The organism is Bacillus fonticola (assembly GCF_012955605.1).
Taxonomy (GTDB): domain Bacteria; phylum Bacillota; class Bacilli; order Bacillales; family JC228; genus Bacillus_CG; species Bacillus_CG fonticola.
On record NZ_CP052135.1, the window covers coordinates 2,916,213 to 2,942,195 of the forward strand.

Below are 25,983 nucleotides of genomic sequence, written 5' to 3' on the forward strand. Positions count from 1 at the left end.
AATACAGTATAATTTAACCATACAATATATAAAAATAAAGTATAACTCTGTCTTTCTTCCTGTGTCTTTATATGTAGTTTCATCCCAAAATATTACACAAGCCCAAGACAAAAGAATGTCTCGGGCTTGTTGCTTGCTTATTTCACCCAAGCCAACAACATCTCACGCACAAACTTTCCTGCTGCGATTTGCGTTTGTTCACTTGAGTCGTAGGCTGGTGCGACTTCTACTAGATCAGCGCCGACTACGTTTACATCCGATTGACTGATCGCTGTGATGGCTTCGAGTAGTTCTTTTGATGTGATACCGCCTGCTTCGGCTGTACCTGTTCCCGGTGCATGGGCCGGGTCGAGTACGTCGATGTCGATCGTGACGTAGACGTTGCGACCAGCAAGCTTTGGCAACACTTCTTTTAAAGGAGCCGCCACGTCGAACTTGGCCATATACATACCAGATTGCCTAGCGTACTCAAATTCTTCTTGCATGCCAGAGCGAATGCCGAACGAGTACACATTTTCCGGCCCAATTAATCCACAGGCTTTTCTGATCGGTGTGGAATGGCTTAACGGTTCGCCCTCGTATTCCTCGCGCAAATCTGCATGAGCATCGATGTGAATAATGGCTAAATCTGTGTATTTCTTGTGGAAAGCTCTAAAGATCGGCCAGCTAACTAAGTGTTCGCCGCCTAAACCGAGCGGAAACTTCCCTTCTGCTAACAGTTTGTCCACATATTCCTCGATCATGTCCAAGCTCCGCTGTGGATTACCGAACGGAAGTGGGATATCCCCAGCGTCAAAATATTTCACGCTTTCCAAGTGACGATCTATATAAGGGCTATATTCCTCAAGCCCTAGCGATGCTTCACGAATGCGCCCTGGGCCAAAACGGGACCCCGGTCGAAAGCTCACCGTCCAATCCATCGGCATTCCATAAATAACGGCTTGGCTGTCTTCATAGCTTGGGTGGCTTGCAATAAATACGTTACCTGAATAAGCTTCGTCAAACTTTACCATAATTGCATAGCCCCCTTATTCAGTTAGATCCTTCACAAACTTAGGCAACGCAAAGGAAGCCGTATGTAGTTCCTTCGTGTAGTACTTCGTGTCGATATCGTGGAATCGCTCCTCAGCTATTTGCAAAGGATCGTGTTTTTTCGAACCGATCGTAAATGTCCACAGGCCGCTTGGGTATGTCGGAATGTTGGCTGTGTATAACTTTGTAATCGGAAAAATTTCCCTCACATCGCTATACACTTGCTGAATCAAGTCTGCTTTGAACCACGGATTGTCAGTTTGTGCGACAAAAATACCCTCTTCTTTTAACGCTTTAGCGATGCCGGAATAAAACCCTTTCGTGAACAAGTTAACAGCTGGTCCTACCGGTTCTGTTGAGTCGACCATGATTACGTCATAAGCATTTTCACTTTGAGCAATATGCATGAAGCCGTCGTCTACTTGTACGTCGACACGAGCATCGTCAAGTGCTCCCGCAATTTCCGGCAAATACTGTTTCGAGTACTCAATCACTTTGCCATCGATTTCAACGAGCGTCGCCTTTTTCACACTCGGGTGCTTCAACACTTCGCGAATTACACCACCATCGCCGCCACCCACTACGAGCACATGCTCTGGATTTGGATGCGTGAAAAGCGGAACATGTGCGACCATCTCGTGATATACCCACTCGTCTTTCGTATTCGTCATCACCATGCCGTCGAGCAAAAGCATGTTCCCCCACTCTGCCGTTTCCACCATATCCAGCTGTTGAAAATCCGTTTTCTCCGAGTGCAACGTTTTATTTACTCGCATCGTAATGCCAAAATCATCTGTTTGTTTTTCTGTAAACCAAAATCCGCCCATGATCGGACTCCTTTCATCTGCGCCACGCAAAAACAGCGCTATTCTCTCTACTATTTACGGTTCCCCTGTCTCTTCTATTTCAAACGTGGCGGGTGTCACGTTGAGGGTGTCAGACCCCCACCGCTTTAAAGCGGTGGGGGTCTGACACCGAGTATAGAGTATCCTACGAAAATTTGAAACTCCTTTTTGCGTTTGAAAAGTCCTTAGGTCTGTCTGTATAAAAACAGAGAAACTTTTCCATACTAAAAATGATAAACGCATATGGAAAGGGGGCGATGGATCATGGAAGAATATCGACAAGAACGATCAGGTCGCAGAAGACAGCAAATAATCAAGTGGGTTCGTGCCACAGGGTTTATCGGTGGATTTTTTGTACTCCTCATGTTAATAGCAGTTGGTAGCCTTTGGGCTTATTTGAAAGTACAGGGACCTCCTCCTCTGTCAGTTCCCCAGTCCACGCTCTACTACGCAGCAGACGGAACGGTGATTGGTGAAGAGAACTTTAACGGTGAGAAGCGATACTGGGTTCCTATCGAAGAAATGAGTCCTGCTCTCGTGAACGCTACCGTCGCTATAGAGGATCGCAATTTTTATGAACATAACGGTTTTGATATAAAACGAATTGCTGGGGCCGCCATCGCTGACTTGAAAGCATTGGACATGGTTCAAGGGGCAAGTACCATTACGATGCAATATGCCCGCAACCTATTTTTAGAGCATGACAAAACGTGGGAAAGAAAGATTAAAGAGACTGTCTATGCACTCAGACTCGAGATGAACTACGACAAGGATCAAATTCTAGAGGGGTACTTAAACACGATATACTATGGACACGGAGCATACGGTATACAAGCTGCCAGTCAATTTTACTTTGGCAAGGATGCCGATGAATTATCTCTTGCAGAAAGCACGATGCTCGCAGGCATTCCAAAAGGCCCGAGTAATTATTCTCCACTTGAAGATGCAGACGCTGCAAAATCAAGGCAGAAATTAATTTTGCAAGAAATGGCCGAACAAAAACTTATTTCCGCTAAAGAGCTAGCTGTTGCGCTACGTGAACCACTCTCGTACACAGGAACCCATCCAACTGTCGCCAACAACATTGCCCCTTATTTTCAAGATGCTGTGAGAGCAGAGCTACAGCGCACGGTTGGCATTGACGAGAAGACGCTCGAGACAGGCGGGTTGCAAGTGTATACAACGCTCGATCCTAAGATGCAAAAGATTGCAGAACGAGCCGTGGAGGAAACGATGGAAGACGATAGCAACATGCAGCTTGGATTTGTTGCCATGAGCCCAAACACCGGATTTGTTCGTGCCATGGTGGGCGGACGTGACTACCAAGAAAGCCCATTTAACCGGGCAACACAAGCCATCCGCCAACCAGGATCGACCATCAAACCACTTTTGTACTACGCAGCGCTCGAACAAGGCTTTACACCCGCCACCTCCATGCAAAGTGAGCAGACGACATTTTTGTTTGACGAAGGGCGCGCCGAATACACACCGCATAACTTTAACAACAAGTACGCTGAAGACGATGTGACACTCGCTCAAGCATTGGCTTTGTCTGACAACGTGTATGCGGTGAAGACCCATTTGTTTATGGGAACACAAACACTAGTCGACACGATGAGACGCTTCGGTATTTCTACGAAAATAGATAAAGTCCCTTCCCTCGCGCTCGGTACATCTGGAGTGCGGGTGACGGAAATGACAAACACGTACAATATGTTTGCAAATGGTGGGAAAGATGTTAGGCCACAACTAATTGAGAAAGTCGTGAATCGAGATGGCGAGGTGCTGTACGAGGCTCCACAGTCTAGTGAGCAAACACTGAAAAAGGACCGCGCCTTTTTAATGACAAGTATGATGACAGGCATGTTTGATAGAGCGTTAAACGGCTACTCATCCGTAACAGGCACGACGGTCATTGACGATATCACGCGTGCCTATGCAGGCAAATCAGGCTCTACCGATACCGACAGCTGGATGATCGGCTTTGCCCCACAGCTAACTGCAGGCGTATGGACAGGATATGACGACGGACGCGACATTACAAATGTCACCGAAAAACAGTACGCTAAAAATATTTGGGTCACATTCATGGAAGAAGCGTTAGAAGGAAGCCCAGTGAAGGCGTTCCGTGCTCCAGAAGGCGTTGTCGGTGTCTACGTGAACCCTGCCACAGGAAAGCTTGCGACCGAAGCCTGCCCAACGAAGCGACTCACATATTTCATCGAAGGCACAGAACCAACAGAGTATTGCATTGAACACCTTGGAAGAGACGACAAAACTGATGAGGCTCCTGAGGAAGAGGAGTCAGATCCGAAAGATGAACCGATTGAGGAGCCTTGGTATAAGAAGTTGTTTGATTGGATTGGGTAGTGAGAGTGAGAGTGAGTGAGTGATCCTGAATTGCCAGGGTCGCTTTTTTATTGGGGTTTGCTCAGACTTATTGGATTTTGCTCAGACTTATTAGATTTTGCTCAGACTTATTGGATTTTGCTCAGACTTATTGGATTTTGCTCAGACTTATTGGATTTTGCTCAGACTTATTGGATTTTGCTCAGACTTATTGGATTTTGCTCAGACTTATTGGATTTTGCTCAGACTTATCCGCCAGTCACAAGTTCCTGGCGGATAACGCAAAAATCCCCACTATGGTGTGTTCAGAACCACGTGGGGAATTTTGTTGTCCTAGCTAATAAAGTGCTCTTCCATTATCTAGTTTACAAATTATAGAAAGCATTCGGCAAGGTGAGATTGGTTTGTTCACAAAGTTATCACAAACGGTTCAATTCTTTTCAAAAGAGGTTGACAATGCTTTGTGCAATTCCTCTGATGAATGCGTCCACAAGTCTTCATTATGCTTGCGTAAAAACGCGGACAGCACGTCTTTAGATACATCATCCATGTGATCGACTTCAATGCGCCCTTTCATCGATTTGTCCATCCGATTCACGTGTTCTGGAAGAATCTTGTATCCACGTCTAATGCTGCGGTCAACAGTGAATTCGCACGCTGTGACACCGTAATAATACGGGCCCTCTTGCTTCCTGTTAATCGTCACCCAAACGAGCCAGTACGGTTTGCCATTAGGTACTTCACTTTTGTCCTTCAAAAACTTAATACCACGCTCCACCTGGCTTCGTGCATGCATCGCGCCAATATCTACAAACGCATCTCGTTCTTCCACATCTATGATCACAGGCGACACGTTCTCTAAACTGAGCGCACCTACTCCGTATCCACGATGACCATCAGTCGGATCGTTTTTAATAATATTAAAGCCAATCTGTTTTTTCTTTTTCTCTTCACTCATATGGCGAATACCCCTTCCGTTCGCTCGATGTCTCTTCCTATAGTATAACGATTGATTCCGATCGTACGCAAATATATAGAGTTCAAAATAGAAAGGTACTTCCACGCTGAATTGGAGAGCGACTTTGCTCATGTCAAATAGCAAGCCTATAAGGTTATTTGCACCCTACAAGACAAAATGGGACACCTTTGGAGAAGTTATGGAACCTTGTTTCGTTGGGCAAAAAGCACTTATCATCTGAAAACAAAAGGACCTGACTCGTCAACACAGAGTCAGGTCCTTTATACAAATTGAACATTACAAAGGGTTCCTATTTCATAACATCCGTCAACTGAGGCACAACCTGCTTCTTCCGCGACACAACACCCTTCAACATAGCAGTGTTATTTTCCAGCGTAACGTCAAATGCCTTCTCCACAGCCTGTACCCCCTTGCCTAGAGCAATCGCAACTGAATCATTGTTCAAAATATCTGTTACTACAAACAAAAATAAATCTAATTCTTTCGAAGCAATGACGCCTGATATCGCCGTTTCCAATTCCGCTTGTTGAGCAAGTACATCGTTGACATCAACAGCATTTACCTGTGCAATCTCCACTTTGGAGCTACCCATTTGGAATTCCTTTGCATCAAGGGAAATGAGCTGGCTAATGGTTTTGTCACTTAAATCTGCACCAGCCTTCAGCATGTCCAATCCGTAGCTCTCCACATCGACTTCAGCAATCTTAGCCAATTCATGAGCTGCTTCTACATCTTCCTGTGTGCACGTAGGAGATTTGAACAGAAGTGAGTCCGAAATGATTGCGGACAGCATGAGCCCTGCCACTTCTTTACGAATCGCAACACCGTTTTCTTTGTACAATTTATTTAAAATCGTCGCAGTACACCCGACCGGTTCAGCACGGTAGTACAAAGGGTCGCTCGTTTCGAAATTAGAGATTCTATGATGATCAATAACCTCCAGCACGCGCACCTCATTGATATCTGCAACACTTTGCTGGCGCTCATTGTGGTCGACCAAAATAACTTCCTTTACTTCGTTTGCCACGGTGTCCACTAGGCGCGGTACTTCCACTTGAAAATGATCCAATACAAATTGCGTTTCTCCATTCAACTCGCCTAAACGAACAGGTTCAGCATTAACGCCTAACTCTTTCTTTAATTCAGCATACGCAATCGCAGAGCATATTGTATCTGTATCTGGGTTTTTATGTCCGAAAACTAGAATTTTGTCCATCATGACTCTCCTTGATAAGTTCTATCGTTCTTCCGTTTATTTTATCATTTTTTCTCTTAAAGGTTAAACAATGGCTTACTCTTTCAAAGAGGTGTTGTGTTGCTTCAGTGGCAAAAACAGAAAAAAACCTAACTCATCCAAAATGAGTCAGGCCCTCCCCACCCTACGAAAGCGGCGCTTGTTCACGTAAAGAAGCGATATATGTATAAGCTTCCTCTACTTCTTCCACTGTATAGCGATTTTTGCTTTTGAGCGTGAAGATTTTCTCTGTGACTTCGGCTTTTGGCAAATGTTCAAAATATAGAACGGTTGATACGAGCTCTAGAAATCTCGAACTCTTGTCATTCATGTTTGTTAGCACACTTTGCAAAGCCGCATCAGGCCTGCCGACGTGTTCTAAAAATTCATCGCCCGCTTCAGCGAGTGCGTAGCGATACTGAATGTAGCCGCCTTTTTTCTCTTTCACTTCTTGAAGGAACCCCATATCGCACAGTTCTTCTACTCGTAACGTCAACTCTTCAGAATACGGTCCATAGAAGTGATATTGGAACTTTTCTTGAAACGGGAACTGAAGGCGTTTTGCGATGTATACCATCTTTTGTAGCTTCTTCCGTCCGATGATTTCCCCAGAGGCTGAGATGGCCCCTAACACATTTGCGTGATCCTTTAGCAACTTACTCATCTCCCTATCCAAAGAATCTTTGTAAAAGGAAGTTCAAAAAGTCCGGGTTCGTCCCTCTTTTGAACTTTTACTATAGCTTGTCTACTCTTCTAAACGAAGTAATTGGCGTATTTGTCTTTTAACCGCCTTCTTCGATGTCTCGTCGTATAAAAGGTCTGCTGGGAAGTATAGCTTGTGGTCTGTACGGCGTTTTCCGGAAATGGCGTCAACAATATCAGAATGACGCGATAGCTCTTTCAAATCGCCATTCTCCATTAATAGATGAATCGGTAAACGTTCCTCTTCCTCACCTGGACGGTAAAAGTCATAGGGCAAATCTGAAGAAGAATCGACGACTAAATAATATTCTGGGTCGATGCCGGCCTTTTTAAAGAGAGTCATTAGTTCAAACTGCCTTTTATATTCCTTAGCCGGGTCAAATTCAATGTACTTAAACAGCTGACGGTTCGAAAAGCGTCGGCATAAATCTTGTAAAATAGGGTCGTCTTCTTTCTCCCACATTTGGAAGTAAAAATGAACGATACCCTCGTCAAGCAGGATATAGTCTTCTAGCGATACATCCTCATCAAACAAAGACAAAAAATGTGTCGGTTCAAACCGAAACGGGTACGACTGCTTGTACAAGTCCTTTGCTCGATGGAGGATTTTCGTCAAAATCACCTCAGCGCTGCGTGTGACTGGATGAAAATATACTTGCCAATACATTTGGTAACGACTCATGATGTAATCTTCTACGGCGTGCATTCCGCTTTGCTTAATGACGACTTGGTCTTCACGTGGGCGCATGACACGCAAAATACGCTCCATATCAAAATGGCCGTAGCTGACCCCTGTAAAATAGGCATCGCGTTGCAAATAGTCCATGCGATCGGCATCAATCTGACTTGAAATGAGGCTCACGACTTGCTTGTTCTCGCTTGTTTTGGCGATAATTTCTGCAACTTGCTTCGGAAACTCTTTCCCGACTCGTTTCAGAATGGCATGCACTTCTGTGTCTCCGAGGATCATTTGTTGTGTGAATTCTTCGTGGTCTAAGTTGAAAACTTTTTCGAAGGAGTGCGAGAAAGGTCCGTGCCCTAGGTCGTGTAACAATGCAGCGCAAAGAGCGAGTAAACGAGATGACTCCTGCCATTCAGAACGGTGACGGAATACATCGTCCACAATACGTCTTACAATTTCATAGACACCAAGAGAATGGTTAAACCGGCTATGCTCGGCCCCATGAAACGTTAAGTAGGTTGTGCCCAGCTGTTTAACGCGACGCAATCGTTGAAATTCGCGCGTCCCTATCAAATCCCAGATCACTCGGTCACGAACGTGGATGTACCGATGAACAGGATCTTTAAACACCTTTTCCTCATGCAATTTTTCCGTACGATACGACATGTTCTTCCCTCTTCCGCTAATCTTAGGTTCTATTATAACGACTTATTACAGACAATTCATCCTTGCATTTAGCGAAGTGCGGTGAATCCTTTGGGGGAGAAGGGGATAAAAATTTTTCTAATCCTTAACGTTTCTTTCTTCTCATTAGGCTCTTTTCACATAGTTTGTTGCGCTAAGACGTATTGTATCTAGCCGAGCCTACGTTCTCAAGTGATCTACTGGGGTCGTTCTATAGAACAAAAGAGGGAACATACCATTTTGATAGGCAAAAACTAGCATCCTTTTGAAATGCATGTATAAAACCCGTGCAAACTGTCCATCCTGTGACTACAAAGCATAATTTGAAAGTTGAATCAAAGGGAGTTGTGTAGAATGAAAACAAGACAAGATGCTTGGACAGAGGAAAATGATTTATTACTAGCAGAAACGGTATTGCGTCACGTACGCGAAGGTAGCACGCAACTGAATGCGTTTGAGGAAGTGGGCGATTCTTTAAATCGTACGAGTGCCGCTTGTGGATTTCGTTGGAATGCAGTCGTTCGTCACAATTACGAGAAGGCTTTACAGCTTGCTAAAAAACAACGAAAGCAACGCCAACGCTTGTTAGGCCAAGAACATGGTGGGAAGAAAAAATTACTCTATCAACCACCTACTCCATCATTTGACGAGATGGATGCGAGTGCCGAATACGGTGAGGAGTGGGAAGCCTACGATTATGAGCAAGGAGCCTCTTCCCCACTCCCATCCCCACCGCCGGAAGCCACTCCGCACAGTGAAGAAGTTGACAAAAGTGAAAATGAGCAGCCTTATGAACCTTTTGCTAGTGAACCAGAAGAACCCATCGTTGAACGAGCACAAGCCAGCGAAATGGTTCGCACAGAACAACCCGTACCTACTACACCAGCCACGCTAACACTCGATCATGTAGTGAGATATTTGCAAGGTATGAAAAATTCAAACTTCCATGTTGATGTTCTAAAACGGGAAAATGAGAGATTAAAACGAGAAGTTCACACGCTAGTCGGGGAAAATGAACGCTTACAAGCACGCGTGAAGGATTTAGAGTCTGATTCGTATACGATGCAGGAAGACTACGAAACGTTAATGAAGATCATGAATCGTGCGAGAAAATACGTAGTTTTCGAGGACGACGAAAAGCAACCAACGAAATTCAAAATGGATCGCAATGGGAACTTAGAGAAAGTTGCAGAATAATCCGCTTGGAGAGGCGGTTGGCAACAGCACTTTGTTTGTAAAATGTAAAAAGCACGTGGCAGGATGCTCATTGCCACGTGCTTTTATTGTTTTTGAATGAGTTTTTGGTTCCGTGCCTCGACGCGACTCAACTGTATAATCTTTTCTTCTTGTTCTTCACGAGTCAGACGGCCGGATTCCAGGCTAGCGCCCTTTGCTTGCAAAGTCGTGAGTAAACGATAACTGACGTCATGAACGGTCAAGCTTGCAGATACAAGCTCTTGAAGTGACGCCATGGATGTCGGACGTACAGCCGGATAGACGCCACGTTTTGCTTTGGCGGAGCCAGCTCTGTCATAAAATTGCTGAACTAGTTCCGCTCGCTCACTTCCTGACCCTTCAACACACAAGTAAATTTGCACAGCAATGCCTTTGCGAATCCGACGCTGTGAGATCCCGGCAAACTTTTGCCCATTGATACTTAAGTCGTAGCGCCCTGGGCAGTATGAATCTGAAATTTCGCCGTCATGAATCGAAGTCTCTGGAAACATCTCTCGAATGAGGGTGACCATGCGTTCGTATCCTTCATCGATTGAAAGAGTCCCGTCTCCGTCCGCGAATAATAGCGATGCATTCCAAATTCCTTCGTCAAGTATGACCGCTAACCCACCGGAAGTGCGTACGAACGCATCCATTCCTTCGTCTGCGAGCCATTCTATGCCTTGTTGTAAGTACGGTAGTCGTGAGTCCTGTACACCAAGAACGACGGTGTCTCTGTGCACCCACGTCCGCACAACGGCAGAACTGTTCCCGCTCCCGACAGACTGGCATAATGTATCGTCCGTCGCAAAAGAGTGCGAGACAGGGAGATACAGCCCCGCACTTGATTCATCTATGTAACGCCATTGTTGTTGCCAAACTTCTTTGTTTATCATGGTACTGTTCCTTTTCTACTACAGATTATGATCTGAGTATACCATATGAGCCGTTCGACAAAATTCGGTGTGAACAGATCTAGGAAGAAGCACCGAATCCGCACAAGGACGGACGCTCCTACAGGCTTTGGGCAGCGGTAATCAGCGAGAGTTTGTATACGTCTTCTTCGTTGCAACCGCGGGATAGGTCGTTTACGGGTGCGTTTAGCCCTTGCAGGATCGGACCGACTGCTTCAAAGTTGCCGAGGCGTTGGGCGATTTTGTAGCCGATATTGCCGGCTTCTAGGCTTGGGAAAATAAACACGTTTGCCTCTCCTTGAAGAGGTGAATCCGGTGCCTTCTTCTTGGCAACGGAAGGCACGAACGCTGCGTCAAATTGGAACTCACCATCAATGTTAAGTTCTGGCTGGCGTTCTTTGGCTAGTTTGACTGCCTCGATCACCTTTTCGGTTTCTGAAGAACGAGCTGAACCTTTTGTCGAGAAGCTAAGCATGGCTACTTTCGGTTCAATGCCAAACATGTTGGCTGTTTTTGCACTTTCGATTGCGATTTCTGCAAGGTCTGTTGCATCTGGAGCGATATTGATCGCACAATCTCCGAATACGTACTTTTCGCCTTCTCGTACCATGATGAAGGCGCCAGATGTTTTCTTCACGCCTTCTTTTGTTTTAATAATTTGTAGGGCAGGGCGAACGGTGTCTGCAGTAGAATGGGTTGCACCGCTTACTAGGCCTTCCGCTTTGCCTGTATACACAAGCATTGTTCCGAAATAGTTCACATCAAGAAGAATACGTCGCGCGTCTTCCTCGGTTGCTTTGCCTTTTCGGCGTTCCACAAATTTTGAGACTAACTCGTCCATTTGTGTGTAAGTCGCTGGGTTAATTTGCTCGACACCTGCCAGGTTCGCGTTCGCAGCTTTTGCCGTAGCTTCAATTTCTTCAGGGGAACCTAGTAAAATCGGTTTGACATACCCATTAGCTTGAAGTCGGGCGGCTGCTCCGACGACCCGCTCGTCGTTTCCCTCTGGAAGGATAATGCGGATGTTCTTACCTTGTAATGACTGTTGTAACGTGGCAAACAAGTCGCTCACGTGAATTCCTCCTTTATCGCACTTATTTCTTCTAGCATACCCCTCACACTTTTCTTTTCAAACCGGTAGCTTAAAGGTAAGCGATTGCAAGCTAAATGTTCCTCTTTTCAGTCAAATAAGGCGGATTCAGAAACACGGACAGTACGTAGACAAAAAAAGAAGCGCCTTTCAGGTAAATTGAACGCGCCCAGTTTATTCATTATGATTACACGTGGTAGAGCTTAAGAGCGTTATTTCCTAATTTAAGAGCGTTAGCCCCGCTTTAAGAGCACAGACCCTTCACTCTCTCATCCGGTACAATCTAGCAAATGCTCTATTTCTAGCGTCCACACGTTTTTCGACATCGATTTGATCGTAATCGTAGATGCCTTGGCCTGTTTTTACTCCAAGATGCCCTTCTTCAACTGATTTCCTTATAGCGCCTGGTGCTTCTGTGGATACGTCAAGGTGTGGTGCCAAATTGCTCATCACCTTCTCCCATATATCCAATCCACCGTAATCAGCTGTCTCTAACGGGCCACTTACCACCCAGCGGAATCCGGGTCCATTCATGATCGCCGCATCGATATCTGCTGCGTCCGCCACGCCTTCCTCTAATAAATGGAAGGCTTCTCGGACGAGGGCAGCCTGCAAGCGGTTCCCTACAAAGCCAGGGACGTCCTTTTTGAGTAGAATCGGTGTTTTGCCGACTCCGATAAGCAACTCTTTCATTTGTTCTACAACTCCAGGAGCCGTTTTTGTATGTACAACGAGTTCGACGAGTGGCACTATTTGTGCTGGGTTGAAGAAGTGGGCGATGATCATGCGTTCGGGATGGAGTAGTTTTTCCGCTAGCTTCGTGACCGGGATCGTTGATGTGTTGGATGCGATGAGCACGTCGGGTGCCACGATACTTTCTATAGTCTTGTAGATGTCATGTTTAATAGCTATCTCCTCGGGTGCGGCTTCCATGATAACATCCGCATTTCTAACCGCTTGCTCGAGCTGCGTCGTCCATGTTATGGAATCTAAGAGGTTAGACTGTCTTTGTAAAATCCCTTCCTCTTCAAGCAAATGGATGGACTGCTCCATGTGTTTCTTTGCTTTCGAAAGGCTTGCCTCATATGGATCATAAAGCGTGACGTTCATTTTTGCAGTTGCAAATAACTGCGCGATGCCATGTCCCATCGTTCCTGCACCTAGTACTGTAATCTTTTTCATGGTTCTCCTCCTCATGTCATTGAATTTAGTGGTAGTAAACCCGCCGTTCCCGATAGTAAACCCTTTTCCCCAATCATTCTGTTAAACTCCAAAAGAAAAGGAGGCAGACACCTCTGCCCCCTCCATCCGTCCTTACGCCCAGCGCGCTACTACTGTTTTCTTACGTGTATAAAATTGTACACCGTCTTTTCCGTTCGCGTGGAGGTCACCGTAGAAGGAGTTTTTCCAGCCTGAGAACGGGAAGAATGCCATCGGTGCTGGTACGTTTACGTTAATTCCGAGCATACCTGCGTGGATGTTTTCTCTAAATTCACGAGCTGCTTTACCGCTGTCAGAGTACAAAACCGCTCCGTTCGCAAACTCTGATTTATTCGTGAGTTCGATTGCTTCTTCTAAAGTCTTCACACGAACGATGCTTAATACTGGTGCAAAGATTTCGTCTTTCCAAATCGTCATATCTTCATTCACGTGGTCAAAGATTGTTGCACCGAGGAAGAATCCTTTGTCTGTTTTTTGTGCATCGATACGACCGTCGCGGAGCAAAGTTGCGTTTTCTTTTTCACCGATTTCGATGTAATTCAATACTTTTTGTTTGTGGCTATCACGAATAAGTGGGCCGAGGAAGACATCTTCGTCTAGGCCGTTACCCATTTTAATGTCGTTCGCTGCATCCACAAGGCGCGCAACGAGGTCATCAGCGATTTCATCGACAGCAACGACAACCGAGCATGCCATGCAACGCTCACCCGCACTACCAAATGCAGCGCCTGTAATGCCTTGAACAGCTTTATCTAAATCTGCATCACCAAGAACGATCGAGTGATTTTTCGCACCCGCTAAAGCTTGAACGCGTTTGCCATGAGCTGCTGCTGTTTTGTACACGTACTCAGCGACTGGCTGTGAACCGACGAATGAAATCGCTGCAACGTCTTCGTGCTCAAGCAACCCGTTTACAACATCGTGTGCACCGTGAACAAGGTTCAACACACCATTTGGTAGACCTGCCTCAGTGAACAATTCCGCTAGACGTTGGGCCAAAATTGGCGTACGCTCTGAAGGCTTCAACACAAATGTATTCCCTGTCGCAATCGCGAGTGGGAACATCCAGCAAGGTACCATCATCGGGAAGTTAAACGGTGTGATGCCACCAACAACCCCTATTGGATAGCGGTAGTAACCAGATTCGATGTCTGATGCGATGTCCGGTAGCACATCGCCCATCATTAAACTTGGTGCGCCTGCTGCAAACTCAACACATTCCACACCACGTTGTACTTCTCCGCGTGCTTCGGCAAAAGACTTACCGTTTTCTTTCGTAATCAATTCTGCGAGCTCGTCAAAGTTTTCCATAAGTAATTGTTGGTATTTAAATAGAATACGAGCGCGTTTCGGTACTGGTGTTTTGCTCCACGTTTTGAAGGCTGCATTCGCCGCTTTCACAGCGCGGTCTACGTCTTCTTTTGACGAAATAGGTACTTCTACTAGTGCTTCTCCAGTGGCTGGATTCGGAACGATTTCGGTTGCTGTTCCTGTTGCATCAACAAATTCACCGTTAATATAGTTTTTCATCGTTGTCATCGTTTTTGTTGTCATATGATCCAACTCCTCTTAAGAATTAAAAAATGGTGTATAAGAATACAGCGATTAACAAAGCAAGCATTGGCAAAATAACGCTTAACATGAATATTGTCTTGTACGAGCGTTTATGCGTCTCTCCACAAATAGCGCGAATCGTCGTGACAACATAACCGTTGTGTGGCAATGAATCCAAACCGCCGGAAGCAAGTGCTGAGAGACGATGCATAGCGCCAGGATCGAGTCCTTGTGCCATATAAATTGGTGACAAAATTGGCAAAGCGATTCCTAGTCCTCCTGAAGCTGATCCAGTTAAACCACAGATGAGTGTAACTCCAATTGCCAATCCTAGAAGTGGCGGACCTGGAATATTCACGAGCGCATCAACAAGCGTTTGAAACGCACTTACTTGTGCTGCCACACTACCAAAACCGACCACTGCACACGTGTTGGCTGCCGCAACCAATGCATTTTGGGCACCAGATGCAAGAGAATTCCAATATTGAACAACATACCGGAAGTTTAAGACCCACGTTAACACAATCCCAATCGTTAGAGAAATGAGTAACGCGTTCGTTGATGACATGAACTGCGCCATCACGTTCAAGAAAATTATGACCGATGCGAGTGGCACAATAGAAAAGAATGCGTTTGGTAAGTCTTTCTTTTCTGCTGGCACTTCTTCGACACGTAACTTCTCTGCCGCCGCCGCTGATTCTTCGGCGCCTTTGCCTTTACTAAGTCCACCCTCGACTGGTGGCATTGAAAATGTTTCCCCGTTGGCTACAGCCTTTTTCACGGTGTTGCCTAAATACAGTCCACCGACCGTCATAATAAAGAGCCCAATGACTACACCAACCCATCCGCCTGCAGTGGGTGTCGTTCCAAAATACTCCGTCGGGATAATGTTTTGAATCTCAGGTGAACCTGGTGAAGTCATCGTGAACGAAATGGAACCGAACACAAGTGCACCCGGAATAAACCTGTGTGGTAAGTTCGCTTGACGAAAAAGTGAAACCGCAATTGGATAGACGGCAAAACCGACTACAAACAAGCTTACCCCACCAAAAGTCATGATCGCACACGCAGCCACAACAGCAAACACAGCTCTTTGCGGGCCAAGTGTACGACTTACCCAGTTGGCAATTGCGTCAGCTGCCCCTGTATCTTGCATGACCTTCCCAAAAATCGCACCCAGCAAAAAAATTAAGAACCATGCAGCAAAGTATCCCGTAAAGCCGTCCATGTAATATTCTGTCATGGCAGTTCCGACGTTAAGACCGCCAACAATCGCCAACAGTACAGAGCTTAATATCGCCGCGATAATAATATTTACGCCACGCATCGTTAAGTAAATGAGTAACCCCAGCGCAACAAATAACCCGATCATCCCCATTGTTCTTCCCCCTTACCGACTCGCTGTACGCTGCGGTAAAAATTGATAGTCATAGCATGTCTTGTATAACCCAACAATTTCCGCTTCCGTTGGCACTCTTGGATTGTTCGCTGGACTTCCACTCGTTAAAGCATCCTGTGCCATTTTTTCGAGCACAAGATCGAAGGCCTGCTGGTCAATACCCCATCCTTTTAAATTAGGAATCTTTAAATCTAAGCAAAGCTGCTTAATCTCATCCACTACCCGAACCGCTACAGCTTCATCGTTTAGATCAGCAACGTCAGAGAATAATAAACGTCCGATATGTGCTAAACGATTTGTACAAGTCGCTTGGCTGAATTCAAGTACGGCAGGCAATAACATCGCGTTTGATATGCCGTGTGGTACATGGAACAATGCTCCAATCGGACGCGACATCCCATGAACGAGACACACTGACGAATTGGAGAATGCTGCCCCAGCCAACATAGCACCGTACGCCATTTTTCCACGAGCCTCTAAGTTCTCCCCGTTATAATAAGATTCACGGATATTCTCAACGATTAACTGGATAGCTGAAAGCGCCAACGTATCCGTAAAGGGTTGTGCTTTCCTTGAAATGTAAGCTTCAATAGCATGTGTCAGCGCATCTATACCCGTTGCTGCCGTAATCCCTCGCGGAGACGACACCGTCAAAACAGGGTCAACAATGGCGACTTCTGGCATAAAGGCTGGTTGCTTAATCATCATTTTGACATCGTTTGTCGTGTTCGTAATAACCGTGACATCAGTAGCTTCAGATCCTGTTCCAGCTGTCGTCGGAACGGCCAGTAGGGGAAGCGCTTTCTTTTTGGCAATTGTTTTTCCGTTCATATAGTCACTAATGTCGCCGCCGTTCGTTGCGAGGACAACGACCGCTTTTGCTGTGTCGATACAACTTCCACCACCAAGTGCAATCACCACATCACATGCTTCATTTTGTAGTAAGTGCAAGGATGCGTTGACGTATTGGTCTGTCGGCTCAGAATCAATATCTAAGTACGTGACATGGTCCACGTTAGCTCCCTCAAGATACGTTTTACACTCGGTCACATAGCCAAGTTGCTCCATAATTTTGTCACTAATAATCAGTGCCTTTTTTCCTAATAGTGCCGTTTCTTCCCCAACCCGCTTGAAGGAATCCTTTCCGTAAAACACATGCCTTGGCATTCGCACGGTTGCAACCATACATATCCTCCTTCTTTCATAACATTCGATGAAATTGATCATCTCATCTAATTACATGCAAGAAGTGTGCCAACTCCCAAAGAAAGCACAAACAGGATACCTCTTTGATTGGGTGTGTATATAAAAATCAACACTTCTGTAGCGAGTGTTGATTTTTATATACAAACTACAAATGATAGCGCTTTAGTTTTTGGTAAAGTGTAGTGCGATGAATGCCTAAACGCTCTGCTGCTTTAGTTTTATTTCCGTTCACTTCAACTAAGATCTTCTCGATGATTTGCCTTTCTTGCTGAGAACGTTCATCTTTCAAAGTGAAATCAACTTCTAAGCCTGGCACCATTACACTAGTATCGGTCTGTTTCACCATTACTTCTGGTAGATCCGCTAGCCGAATGGTTCCTTCCTCCACAATCGTGACAAGTCTCTCTGCAATATTCACAACCTCACGTACATTTCCTGGCCAATCATATGCCATAAGCGCTTGTATCGCTTCACGAGTAAAGCCTTTCTCTTGAAACCCGTATAACTCACAAAAACGGTTCAAATGATGTGACAGTAAAACAGGAATATCTTTTTTCCGCTCTTTGAGTGAAGGAACCCGAAGACGGATAATATTTAACCTGTAGTACAAATCTTCTCGAAAGGTGCCCTCCGTGACCATATCCTCGAGATTTTGATTGGTTGCTGCAATAATCCGTACAGCGATAGATTTCTTTTTGGAACCACCGACTCTTTCAATCTCTCTTTCTTGTAGGACCCGCAAAATTTTTGCCTGCATATGGAGAGGCATGTCGCCAATCTCGTCCAAAAAGAGCGTCCCGTTATGTGCTTGTTCAAACTTTCCTGCCTTACCACCTCTGCTCGCACCCGTGAAGGCACCGTCTTCGTAACCAAATAACTCCGACTCTAATAGCTGTTCAGGAATGGCTGCACAGTTTAAGCTAATAAACGGTCCGTTCGCGCAGCTACTCATATGGTGAATAGCTTTTGCAAACATTTCCTTCCCGGTTCCACTATCCCCTGTGATCATTACGGTCGCCAGCGTGCGTGCTGCGCGCCGTGCTAAGCTCTTGCACGTGGCCAGTTCGCTGCTTTCACCAATAATAGATTCGAATGTGAGACGATCACCTTGCTTCTGTTCCACAGTGAGGCGTTGCGTCACTTTATTAGAAGAGTACGTATTTTTGTTTGCGCGCTCCAAAATACTGTACAACTCTGACACCCCTTCAAATATGAGCATACCGATCGCACCGACAATTTCATTTCCTCTCCAAAGCGGAATGCGATGTACGACCATGCTTTGCCCTTGGATTTCTTGAATGTGACCTCTCTCAGGTTTTCCTGTCTCAATCGCTACGTGCAAACGTGTATTTTCGATTACGGAAGTCACATGCTTCCCGATAACATCATTATCGTTTTTAACACCTAGAAAACTTCGATATGCATCGTTAATCTCGCGCACAATGCCATCTTTATCCACCATAACAACACCTTCATAAGCGCTCTCCAAAATAGCATCAAGCGCTTCGGCTACATGACTCCGCAGCTGAACGAGATTCGTTAAAGCGTGCGTCAAATCGCGTGGCGTAATCATGCCCACTAAATGATCATTACCGTTAATTACTGGGACTACCTGGGACACACCTGGTGCGATGGTTAAAATAGAATCTTCCACTGAAGCAGGTCGCACCCTCTCAACAAGTAACTCTGTAAGTGGCTGCTCAAGGGTTCCCGGAGTCAACGCAAGAGATAACAACGAAGAGCTTGTCAGATAGCCGACAACCCGATGCTCTTCATCCACAACGATCGCGCCTTGACACCGTTGATACGCTATAAATTCCGCAACCTCTGTTAAAGGTTGTCCTAATCGAACGACGACAGGAGCGGTCATCCAATCCTTCACATAGCTCTTTTCAGTTCTATTTCCGATTGCAATCGGCTGCGATAAGTTCACTGTCACGACACTCACACCTCTAAAAAACAGATTATCAATCGACTCGAATACTTTGCATTATTTCTTATTTTACTATAAATCTACCTGTCATCTACTTATCAACGGAAAGAATCTTCGTCCGTATAAAGATAGGAATGCCCTGTCACCAGCTTGTCAAGTTTACTTCGTGAGGATCGTGTCGAAACTATGCTATAGTAAGGGCAGATAATGCGAGAAAGAGGCGCACCACAAAAGCGTCTGTAAATATAAAGGAGTGTTTTTTCATGAGTGAACCCGCACAAACACTAGACGGTTGGTACAGTTTACACGACTTCCGCTCCATCGACTGGATGGCTTGGAAGCTTTTAACGAGTGACGAACGCGAAATGGCACTAAAAGAGTTTTTTACTCTTGTGGAGAAATGGAATAAAGTTCATGAGGCAAAAGAAGGCAGTCATGCAGTGTACTCTGTATTAGGTCAAAAAGCAGACCTAATGTTCATGATATTGCGTCCTACAATGGTAGAGCTAAATGAAATCGAGACAGCGTTTAATAAGACAAAATTAGCAGAGTTTTTAATCCCTGCCTACTCATACGTATCAGTGGTTGAGCTGGGCGGTTATGTGCCGTCAGACGAGGATCCGTACGAAAACCCATTCGTCCGTTCACGCCTCTATCCAGAGCTTCCACGAACAGACTATATTTGCTTCTACCCGATGGACAAACGGCGTCAAGGAGACGACAACTGGTACATGCTACCGATGGAAGACCGTCGTCGCATGATGAAAGACCACAGCACAGTCGGTCGTGGGTACGCCGGCAAAGTCAAACAAGTCATCACAGGCTCCATCGGTTTTGACGACTACGAATGGGGCGTTACACTATTTGCCGACGATGTACTACAGTTCAAAAAGCTAGTTTACGAAATGCGCTTTGATGAAGTGAGCGCACGCTTCGGAGAGTTCGGTACGTTCTTTGTTGGGGTGTTAGCAGATACGGTAAAATTGAAGCAGTTATTTGCGGTAAACGAGCGATAACAGGAGACATAATCACGGTGAAGGGCAGTTGCTCTCACCGTGATTTTTGTTTGTCCTGACATACGGCGGTTCAACCTTTGCGACCCTGAGTCTGGATATGTGAATCTCTGCTATCAGACAGCAAGCTAAAAACAACCCCCTTCTTGTCATATCTCCACTCCCCCGCCATATACATCAAAATAGTGGGGAGAATCCCAACCACTCTCACCGATGACAACAAGATTCGACAGAAAGAGGTGCATGCTTTTGGGCGTTGTCCCACATAAAACGGCTGATGTGAAGTTACTCGCTCGTCTAATACGTGCCGAGGCTGAAGGAGAAGGAAAGCTTGGTATGCTGATGGTGGGAAATGTTGGCGTTAACCGCGTTCGTGCTGGGTGCTTAGATTTTAAGGATATTACCAGTATTAGGAAAATGGTGTTCCAAAGTCCTGGTGGCTTTGAGGCTACACAAAAAAGTTACTTTTACCAACGAGCTAGAGATGTAGATATGAAGCTTGCTCGGCGTGTTATCAATGGAGAACGATTCCGCCCGGCAACGAATAGTTTATGGTTCTTTAAACCTCCAGGAGATTGCCCAGCTACGTGGTATAACCAAAACAACGTCGGCCGCTATAAGGCACACTGTTTCTTCGCACCGACACAGGAAGACTGCAAGGATGTCTATGTAACTTGGTAGCTATCAATTTTGTGTTGAAAATTCGACGGGTGCTTTAGTGCCCGTCGATATAAGGAGGGTTTTTCTTGAGACAACAGGATGGAAATGCAAATGGATATGCCAATTATGCGTACGGACAGTCGTATCCGTATTATGGAGCCCAGCAACAACAGCAAGCTGCTCATCAAAGTGGATACCAAGCTTATCCAGCACAAGCGCAAGGAGCACAGGTACAACAGCCAGTTCACACGAACCAAATGCAAGGCTATTATCCACCATACAGCGGTGGCGGTGCAGCCGGAGGTCTCACAGCACAGGAGTCTTATATAGAAAACATTTTACGACTCAACCGCGGGAAATTAGCGACCGTCTACATGTCTTTCGAAAACAGTAGTGAATGGAGCTCCAAAGTATTCAAAGGGATCATAGAAGCAGCAGGACGGGACCACATCATCCTTAGCGACCCTCAATCAGGCAAACGATACGTCTTGCTCATGGTATACTTAGATTACATTACATTCGATGAAGAAATCGAATACGAGTACCCGTTTGCAGGCACTTCCTATTTGCCTCGTTAGCGAAAAGCAGAAAGCCGACTTCTATTTGTAGGAAGTCGGCGCCTTTTTAATTTAGGAGATTACGCTATACAAGAATGAATTCTTTTTTTTAAAGGTTGGATCCTTTGAGTTAGAGATGATCCTTTGAACTACAGATTGAATCCTTTGCAACAGAAATTGGATCCTCGTATCTATAGATTGGATCCTTTGCCTTTCACTTCAAATTCATTCTTGCTTAATTCTTAATATTTCACACTTAATTACCGGATCGCCGCCAGCAACAACAGCACCCACCCAACTAAAAACGCAACGCCTCCGATGGGTGTGATGGCTCCAAGAATACTGATTTGTGTGACAGTCAATACATACAAACTTCCTGAAAAAATGACAATTCCAATGACAAATAACCAGCCAGCCCACGTAAGCAATGGGCTTGATCCAAGCTGCGCAATCAAGATGGCCACAACAAAAATGGCACCTGTATGGAACATTTGATACGTCACACCCGTTTGCCAATTACCTAAATATTTTTCCGGTACTCGCCCATCTAACGCGTGTGCTCCGAATGCCCCTATCGCTACAGACAAAAATCCTAATACTGCACCGATCACTAAAAATGTTTTCATGTCATTGCCTCCTTCTTTTTAAAAGTCAAACAGCGAATCCCCGTTTGCCCCGTCGTCAGGCTTGTATTTCTTTTCTGAATGCGTCGGCACCGTAGTTAGCTGTTTTTGCTCAAGTAAGTTATCCCGCGTTTGCACTTCCGTATCTAATACTAACTCACACAATGTGTGGACCGCACGTAGAAGCTCTCTCCGCTCTGCAGGAGAGGATGCAGCCTGGGTCGTGATCTGTTGAATTTTCCGTATAACTTGTTCCTCGCTAATGCTCATCTGCTTACTCCTTCCTTTTATGCATAAAAACCGTTCCCTTTGTTGGAAGACGTATCGTTATTCTTCGATGAATATTGCTGACACGGTATTCCTGACGAGTTTAAAACAGCTCGAGAAGGCAACTCCCTAGACTTAAATCCATACGCTCGGCAACCTCTTGGAAACTTCGGATCCCATGTGACATAGAAGTGACGACACTGAAAGCAATTCAAGTCGCGGTTCTTCAAAGTCCTTGCTCCTCGAGGGACCAGTTTACCTCACCGTATCCCCATTTCCGAAGCTGGGCGTTCGCTTTTGAAAAGGGGCGACTCCCGAAAAATCCTCTTCGCGCTGACAATGGACTTGGATGCGGTGCACAAAGACAAACATGCCTCGACTCATCGAGGAGCGTGCGCTTTGCTTCAGCCGGTTTCCCCCATAATAAAAACACGATTGGTTTCTCACGTGCATTTAACTCTTTCATGACACCATCGGTAAAGAGCTCCCACCCTTTGTGACGATGAGAATTGGCTCGTCCTTCCTCTACCGTGAGCACAGTGTTCAAAAGCAAAACGCCTTGTTTCGCCCATTCCGTTAGATCGCCAGCCTTTGGAATGGTACACCCAAGGTCATCATGCAACTCACGAAATATATTGCGTAACGAAGGAGGAATTCGAACCTGGTCAGAAACAGAAAAACTCAAGCCTTGTGCTTGGTGTGGACCGTGATATGGATCTTGTCCAAGAATCACAACCTTTACGTCCTGATAAGGGGTCATCTGGAACGCTCGAAATACGTCTTCTTCCCGCGGATACACCCGCTCCTCATCGTAAGCAGTTTGCAAAAAGGTATGTAACTGTTGAAAGGAGCTCGTTTCCCACATCTTTTGCAATCTATTTTTCCAATCCTGTTGTATGTTGCTCCAGCCAAAATCGCTTTCCATCAGTTCTCCCAACTCCTACTGATTGTCTGTTTGCATTTTATCACAGGAAGCAAAAGAAACGCTAAGACGCACATAATTAAGAAAGAAAATAAAAACAATATCCTGAGGGAAGCGAGCGAAATCTGCAGTGCATCCATCAGATCGCATACTTTATCAATCAAAGCCTATAAATTATCCATTTAAGAATGTATCGGGAGGCACTTCTATGCAAATTGAGGTAGTTGAAAACGGGATCCAAGCTATGCGAAAGATAGAAACGTGGCAAGCAGAAGGAACGGACAAAAAACATATCTTCGTTTTCGCATACGACACGACGCGCTCTGAGGATTTAACCCACTTTACTGACACAGAACATGTCGGACTCGGAGAATTACGCTTCGAGGAAGTCTTCACCAACCTATTTCGCGACCGTAACCAAGTTCTTCATTCAAAGCTAACTGCTATCGGTGTACCCGTTAAAGAAGCGTTCACATTAGAGGAGAAAATGAAAGATGGGTGCGTTGTCGTCATCCGCACCCATCCTTCACCATAACCACTATTTAGGCAGTTCTTCTCTGTGTATACACCGTTCCTACTAGCGCAAAGACTAGTGCGCTTCCCCCGACAATAAGGAACAATGACCCATATCCTACCGCAAAAGGACCTCCGTCTCCCTTTGGCATCATCGCCAAAAACGGCTGCGCCCACGGATACCAAGGTCCGTAGTCTGCAGAGTTAGCAATTAATATAGTAGGTAACGTCACGCAAAATAAAAAAGCGAGTGATCCCCCCATACTTTCAAATCGTAGCGAGAGGAAGATTTGGAGTGCGATCGTTGGTAAAATAGCTATCCAGCCGATAAGTAGCGGCCATAAAAAGTATGACCACGGGATCACTGTCTCCGCTCCTTGCCATAAACTATTAGCAACATAGCTTACCCCAAACGCAAGTTGCATGAGAAATGAGCAGAACAATACGATCACTAGCTTCGCCCAGTAGAGCTGCCATTTTGAGACTGGGAGTGTGAAGAATTGCTTTAATCCCCCACCGACATGTTCGTACCGGCATACCCAAGCAGCGATGACCCCCGCCACCATCGGATACAGCCACACACTGTACGTAAATACCATCTGAACCCACTGCGCTTCCCACATTTGATCAACGGCTGCTTGGATCATACCTCCTGATAATACCGCCGAAAGAATCGCAGGCAACACAAGTAGCGGCGATAACTTTCCCCACTGAACCTTCATCCACTCGGTCTTTACAATAGAAAGAAATGTCACGACAAAGCCACCTCCTTACGTCGAAAATGACCCATTCCCACAACAAAAAAGAGCATCGCACCTGCTAAAGCCCATAAAAACAGCTCATTTTCCTGATTCACCATATACGAAACAGGCCACCTCCAAGGTAGCAATTCCGTTATCCCTTCAATCATCATCTGAGAAACGAGAATTCCAAAAATACCGATGGCAAGCGGAAGCACTTGTTGTGTTCTTACGGTAGATAACCAAACTTGCAAGGAAAGAGCAGGGATCGCTAGGAGCGTTGGAATGACTGTGTATAAAAGGACATCCTGCAAAGAAAGCTCGTCTAAAGGAAAATCTAGTAAAGCACCGACTCCGATAGAACCTACACTTAGCAAAACGGTAGAGATGAGAATAAGTACTAGCGTCCATATCCACTTGGCAAAGTACAAGTTTCCCTTTGAAACAGGTAAAGCACATAGCAAACTCCACATCCCAGTTTGATGCTCCACCTGCGCTAGTTGAGAAGCGACGAGCGCAACTCCCAGTAGTACAGCAGGTATCCCGAGGAAACCGACATTACTCAACCAGCCACCCCATAAATCGTCCTTGTGCTGTTGAATTAACCAGTCGTATCTGATGGTGAAATTTAAATATTGTAGAAGTAGTACACCGAAAGGCCCAATAAAGACCAACCACCAGAGTCCACGTCTTTTCATTTTCCAGCCTTCTACTACGATAGCCGTTTTCATGAGACGTGCTTCTTTTCAGCGGTTAAATTCATAAATAGATCTTCCAGCGTGGACTTCGTATGCCCAATACCGTAAACGTCGACTCCAGTTTGTACAAGGATTTTTGTAGCTCGGGCAATGACTTGATCTCCTTCGTACGGTAACAAAATTTCTCCAGCCACAGTGTGGCTTAAGAAACCAGCCGTCCGTAGAGCTTGACTTGCCTGCTCCACTTGATTCACCCGGAAGTGCACGGTTTCATGCGCCTTTGCTTGTAGCGACTCCAAACGATCCTGGAATAAAAGGCGACCGTTTTGCAAGATACCTATATGGGAAGCTACTTGTTCGATCTCGCTTAGCAAGTGACTCGATACGAGGATGGTGATCCCCTTTTCTCTTGCTAACTGACGAATCACATGCCGAATTTCTTGTATACCGGCAGGGTCCAAACCATTTGTCGGCTCGTCCAGTAACAGTAGTTCTGGTTGACCAAGCATAGCGGTTGCAATACCTAGGCGCTGCTTCATACCGAGGGAGTAACCCTTCACCTTACGATCTGCCGCATCCTGCAAACGTACAAGCTGAAGCACTTCTGAAATCTCTGAAGCCGGAACTCCCTTTAACGTTTGGACAATCTTTACATTTTCCCGTCCAGTTAAATGAGGGTAAAACGAAGGCGACTCCACAAGCGCGCCTACTCTACGTAAAATGTCAGCTCGGTCCTTGGACATTTTCTTATCAAATACACGTACCTCCCCTGACGTAGGACGCAATAAACCGAGAATCATTCGGATCGTCGTTGTTTTTCCCGCTCCGTTCGGTCCTAAAAATCCGTACACTGCCCCTTTAGGCACAGACAAATTCACACTGTCCACAGCTGTTTGGTTTCCTAATTTTTTTGTTAATGATGAAGTTTGTAAAATTACACTCACTTTTGAT

At 45.6% G+C, this 25,983-nt stretch carries 25 protein-coding genes; 6 read left to right on the forward strand and 19 right to left on the reverse strand.

The genetic code is table 11. From position 1 onward, the window contains the following. Positions 1-137 precede the first annotated feature (137 nt). Positions 138-1,013 carry an agmatinase gene (speB, locus tag HHK01_RS14295; RefSeq protein WP_170008403.1) on the reverse strand — a complete coding sequence of 292 codons (876 nt, stop codon included), beginning with the start codon at positions 1,011-1,013 and terminating at the stop codon, positions 138-140. A 15-nt stretch (positions 1,014-1,028) separates the two neighbouring features. Further along, positions 1,029-1,859: a spermidine synthase gene (gene speE / locus HHK01_RS14300; protein WP_170008404.1), complete on the reverse strand. Its 831-nt coding sequence runs from the start codon at positions 1,857-1,859 to the stop codon at positions 1,029-1,031. 282 nt (positions 1,860-2,141) lie between these two features. Here speE and HHK01_RS14305 point away from each other — a divergent pair, with 282 nt between their 5' ends. Beyond that, positions 2,142-4,247 (forward strand): transglycosylase domain-containing protein, encoded by a 2,106-nt coding sequence (locus HHK01_RS14305; RefSeq protein WP_170008405.1) that lies wholly within the window; start codon positions 2,142-2,144, stop codon positions 4,245-4,247. Positions 4,248-4,656: 409 nt separating this feature from the next. Here the strand turns inward: HHK01_RS14305 and HHK01_RS14310 are convergent, their stop codons facing one another. From HHK01_RS14310 to HHK01_RS14325, 4 genes are all read right to left on the reverse strand, one after another. Then, positions 4,657-5,184 (reverse strand): YwhD family protein, encoded by a 528-nt coding sequence (locus HHK01_RS14310; protein ID WP_170008406.1) that lies wholly within the window; start codon positions 5,182-5,184, stop codon positions 4,657-4,659. Positions 5,185-5,494: 310 nt separating this feature from the next. After that, the gene (locus HHK01_RS14315; RefSeq protein WP_170008823.1) at positions 5,495-6,421 is read right to left on the reverse strand and encodes a manganese-dependent inorganic pyrophosphatase; all 927 of its coding nucleotides are present in this window, start codon (positions 6,419-6,421) and stop codon (positions 5,495-5,497) included. A gap of 163 nt (positions 6,422-6,584) precedes the next feature. After that, on the reverse strand, positions 6,585-7,094 hold the full coding sequence (locus HHK01_RS14320; RefSeq protein ID WP_170008407.1) for a YwgA family protein: 510 nt from the start codon (positions 7,092-7,094) through the stop codon (positions 6,585-6,587). Between the two features lie 90 nt (positions 7,095-7,184). Next, positions 7,185-8,489 (reverse strand): HD domain-containing protein, encoded by a 1,305-nt coding sequence (locus tag HHK01_RS14325; protein ID WP_170008408.1) that lies wholly within the window; start codon positions 8,487-8,489, stop codon positions 7,185-7,187. Positions 8,490-8,861: 372 nt separating this feature from the next. On the opposite strand from HHK01_RS14325, the gene HHK01_RS14330 reads away from it, so the two are divergent. Beyond that, positions 8,862-9,704, forward strand: coding sequence for an RsfA family transcriptional regulator (locus HHK01_RS14330; RefSeq protein ID WP_170008409.1), 843 nt, complete (start codon positions 8,862-8,864; stop codon positions 9,702-9,704). A gap of 83 nt (positions 9,705-9,787) precedes the next feature. Here HHK01_RS14330 and HHK01_RS14335 read toward each other — a convergent pair whose 3' ends face one another. From HHK01_RS14335 to HHK01_RS14365, 7 genes are all read right to left on the reverse strand, one after another. Further along, positions 9,788-10,618: a lipoate--protein ligase family protein gene (locus tag HHK01_RS14335; RefSeq protein WP_170008410.1), complete on the reverse strand. Its 831-nt coding sequence runs from the start codon at positions 10,616-10,618 to the stop codon at positions 9,788-9,790. A 118-nt stretch (positions 10,619-10,736) separates the two neighbouring features. Then, positions 10,737-11,708 carry a phosphate acetyltransferase gene (pta, locus tag HHK01_RS14340; RefSeq protein ID WP_170008411.1) on the reverse strand — a complete coding sequence of 324 codons (972 nt, stop codon included), beginning with the start codon at positions 11,706-11,708 and terminating at the stop codon, positions 10,737-10,739. Positions 11,709-11,987: 279 nt separating this feature from the next. Continuing rightward, positions 11,988-12,908 carry a 3-hydroxyacyl-CoA dehydrogenase family protein gene (locus HHK01_RS14345; protein WP_170008412.1) on the reverse strand — a complete coding sequence of 307 codons (921 nt, stop codon included), beginning with the start codon at positions 12,906-12,908 and terminating at the stop codon, positions 11,988-11,990. A 132-nt stretch (positions 12,909-13,040) separates the two neighbouring features. Beyond that, positions 13,041-14,501: a CoA-acylating methylmalonate-semialdehyde dehydrogenase gene (locus HHK01_RS14350; protein ID WP_170008413.1), complete on the reverse strand. Its 1,461-nt coding sequence runs from the start codon at positions 14,499-14,501 to the stop codon at positions 13,041-13,043. 22 nt (positions 14,502-14,523) lie between these two features. Beyond that, positions 14,524-15,879, reverse strand: a complete 1,356-nt coding sequence (locus tag HHK01_RS14355; RefSeq protein ID WP_228027590.1) for a GntP family permease — start codon at positions 15,877-15,879, stop codon at positions 14,524-14,526. Between the two features lie 12 nt (positions 15,880-15,891). Further along, a complete protein-coding gene (locus HHK01_RS14360) occupies positions 15,892-17,085 on the reverse strand; it encodes an iron-containing alcohol dehydrogenase (protein WP_170008414.1) in 1,194 nt (397 codons plus the stop codon). A gap of 166 nt (positions 17,086-17,251) precedes the next feature. Next, complete coding sequence (locus HHK01_RS14365) at positions 17,252-19,045, reverse strand: sigma 54-interacting transcriptional regulator (protein WP_228027591.1); 1,794 nt, start codon at positions 19,043-19,045, stop codon at positions 17,252-17,254. Between the two features lie 257 nt (positions 19,046-19,302). Here HHK01_RS14365 and hemQ point away from each other — a divergent pair, with 257 nt between their 5' ends. The 3 genes from hemQ (at position 19,303) to gerQ (ending at position 21,290) form a co-directional block, all read left to right on the forward strand. Next, entirely contained in the window at positions 19,303-20,055 is a 753-nt protein-coding gene (gene hemQ, locus HHK01_RS14370) for a hydrogen peroxide-dependent heme synthase (RefSeq protein WP_170008415.1), read from the forward strand. A gap of 246 nt (positions 20,056-20,301) precedes the next feature. Further along, positions 20,302-20,733 carry a cell wall hydrolase gene (locus HHK01_RS14375; protein WP_170008416.1) on the forward strand — a complete coding sequence of 144 codons (432 nt, stop codon included), beginning with the start codon at positions 20,302-20,304 and terminating at the stop codon, positions 20,731-20,733. Between the two features lie 65 nt (positions 20,734-20,798). Beyond that, positions 20,799-21,290, forward strand: coding sequence for a spore coat protein GerQ (gene gerQ / locus HHK01_RS15835; protein ID WP_322619373.1), 492 nt, complete (start codon positions 20,799-20,801; stop codon positions 21,288-21,290). A 239-nt stretch (positions 21,291-21,529) separates the two neighbouring features. Here gerQ and HHK01_RS14385 read toward each other — a convergent pair whose 3' ends face one another. From HHK01_RS14385 to HHK01_RS14395, 3 genes are all read right to left on the reverse strand, one after another. Continuing rightward, entirely contained in the window at positions 21,530-21,895 is a 366-nt protein-coding gene (locus tag HHK01_RS14385; protein WP_170008417.1) for a DUF423 domain-containing protein, read from the reverse strand. Between the two features lie 18 nt (positions 21,896-21,913). Then, positions 21,914-22,162 carry a YwdI family protein gene (locus HHK01_RS14390; protein WP_170008418.1) on the reverse strand — a complete coding sequence of 83 codons (249 nt, stop codon included), beginning with the start codon at positions 22,160-22,162 and terminating at the stop codon, positions 21,914-21,916. A 223-nt stretch (positions 22,163-22,385) separates the two neighbouring features. Continuing rightward, positions 22,386-23,084: a uracil-DNA glycosylase gene (locus HHK01_RS14395; RefSeq protein ID WP_170008419.1), complete on the reverse strand. Its 699-nt coding sequence runs from the start codon at positions 23,082-23,084 to the stop codon at positions 22,386-22,388. 205 nt (positions 23,085-23,289) lie between these two features. Between HHK01_RS14395 and HHK01_RS14400 the strand changes: the two genes are divergently transcribed. Then, on the forward strand, positions 23,290-23,616 hold the full coding sequence (locus tag HHK01_RS14400) for a YflT domain-containing protein (protein WP_170008420.1): 327 nt from the start codon (positions 23,290-23,292) through the stop codon (positions 23,614-23,616). Between the two features lie 7 nt (positions 23,617-23,623). Here the strand turns inward: HHK01_RS14400 and HHK01_RS14405 are convergent, their stop codons facing one another. From HHK01_RS14405 to HHK01_RS14415, 3 genes are read right to left on the reverse strand one after another with little or no spacing between them, the layout of a single operon-like run. Continuing rightward, positions 23,624-24,349 carry an ABC transporter permease gene (locus HHK01_RS14405; protein WP_170008421.1) on the reverse strand — a complete coding sequence of 242 codons (726 nt, stop codon included), beginning with the start codon at positions 24,347-24,349 and terminating at the stop codon, positions 23,624-23,626. Next, entirely contained in the window at positions 24,346-25,065 is a 720-nt protein-coding gene (locus HHK01_RS14410) for an ABC transporter permease (protein WP_170008422.1), read from the reverse strand. Before HHK01_RS14410 ends, HHK01_RS14405 begins: the two co-directional genes overlap by 4 nt. Continuing rightward, complete coding sequence (locus HHK01_RS14415) at positions 25,062-25,976, reverse strand: ABC transporter ATP-binding protein (protein ID WP_170008423.1); 915 nt, start codon at positions 25,974-25,976, stop codon at positions 25,062-25,064. The genes HHK01_RS14410 and HHK01_RS14415 overlap by 4 nt, the downstream gene beginning before the upstream one ends. Between the last annotated feature and the right edge of the window lie 7 nt (positions 25,977-25,983).